A 1501-nucleotide genomic window follows, 5' to 3' on the forward strand; every position below is an offset into this window, starting at 1 on the left:
GCCAGCGCGACCGCCGTCGCCGCCACCGCCCCGACCGGCCCGATCCGCAGGGCGTGGATCGCGCCGTCCGGCCGCGCGGGGCGACCGCTGCGGACGTGGGCCAGGACCGCCCACCGCGACGCCGCGCCGGCCGCCACCAGCGCCCGCACCGCGTCCTCGGTCGACAGCGCCCGCAGCGCGCTCCAGCTGGCCAGCGCCCAGACGATCAGCGCCAGCGCCCCGAACGTGCCCAGTCGCGAGTCGCGCAGCACGGCCAGCCGCCGCTCGCGGTCGCCGTGGACGCCGAGGCCGTCGGCGCTGTCGGCCAGCCCGTCCTCGTGGAGCCCGCCGGTGGCGACGATCCCGGCGGCCAGGCCGAGCGCCGCGGCGACGCCGCTCGCCCCGGCTCCCGGCAGCTGCGCGGCTGCGGCCAGGACGGCGGCGGCGATCGCGCCGACGAGCGCCCCGACCAACGGGAACCACGGCACCGCCAGGTCCAGCCGCGGCGCCTCGCCCGCCCGGAACGGGACCGGGATCCGGGTCAGGAAGCCGATCGCGTGGCGGAGCCCGTCGAGCGGCCCGGCCGCTGGCGCTGGATCGGCGGTGGTCACGACCCGCAGGCTCGCACACCGGCCCGCCGCCCGATCGCCCCGTCCGCGAGACTGTTCGGCGATGAGCGACGGTCCGCACGCCTACGTCCGGCCCGCGACGCCCGAGGGCTTCGATCCCTCGCGCGCGGCGGAGCGGGCCGAGGATCCGGCCGGCTGGCGCTTCCCCGACGCCGCCCGCGACGCCCTTCAGGAGGTGATCGCCGCCCGCCGCGACATCCGCCGCTTCCGCCCCGATCCCGTCCCCGACGAGGTCCTCGAGCGGGTCCTGACCGCTGCCCACCGCGGGCCGTCGGTCGGCCTGATGCAGCCGTGGCGGTTCCTGCTGGTGCGCGAGCACGAGACGCGGGTGGCGATGCGCGGCCTGGCGCAGCGCGAGCGGCTGCGGCAGGCCGAGCGCTTCAGCGACCGCGCCCGCCACTTCCTGGACCAGAAGATCGAGGGAATCGTCGACGCGCCGCTCGGGATCGTCGTCTGCTGCGACCACGGGCGGCCCGACGTCGAGGTCCTCGGCCGCGGCACCATCCCGGAGACCGACGTCCACTCGACCGCCTGCGCGATCCAGAACCTGTGGCTGGCGGCGCGGGCCGAGGGGCTGGGCGTCGGCTGGGTCAGCTTCTACCAGCGCGACGACCTGCGATCGCTGCTCGGGATCCCGACCCGCGTCGATCCGATGGCGTGGCTCTGCGTCGGCTGGCCTGACGAGCGGCCGGTGCGGCCGGGACTCGAGTCGGCCGGCTGGGCGGCCCGCGCGCCGCTCTCGGCGGTGCTGCTGGAGGAGCGGTGGCCGGCCGAGGACGTCGCGCCCGTCGGTGGCGCGGTCGGCGAGCCCGGGGGCGAGGCGGTCGGGACCGTGAGCGCCACCGCGACGTCCGTCGCGCCCGCGGTCGCCGTCGCCGACGCCGCTCGCCGGC

At 78.5% G+C, this 1501-nt stretch carries 2 protein-coding genes; one reads left to right on the plus strand and one right to left on the minus strand.

Annotated features, from left to right (window positions below; genetic code table 11):
* Positions 1 to 590, minus strand: a 590-nt coding sequence (locus tag PAI11_RS10925; protein WP_086000335.1) for an adenosylcobinamide-GDP ribazoletransferase, incomplete at its 3' end; no start/stop codon positions are given.
* A 61-nt stretch (positions 591 to 651) separates the two neighbouring features.
* Here PAI11_RS10925 and bluB point away from each other — a divergent pair.
* Positions 652 to 1501: 5,6-dimethylbenzimidazole synthase (bluB, locus tag PAI11_RS10930; protein WP_081488370.1), on the plus strand; the 850-nt coding region annotated here is incomplete at its 3' end.

The sequence above is a fragment of the Patulibacter medicamentivorans genome, assembly GCF_000240225.1.
GTDB lineage: Bacteria > Actinomycetota > Thermoleophilia > Solirubrobacterales > Solirubrobacteraceae > Patulibacter > Patulibacter medicamentivorans.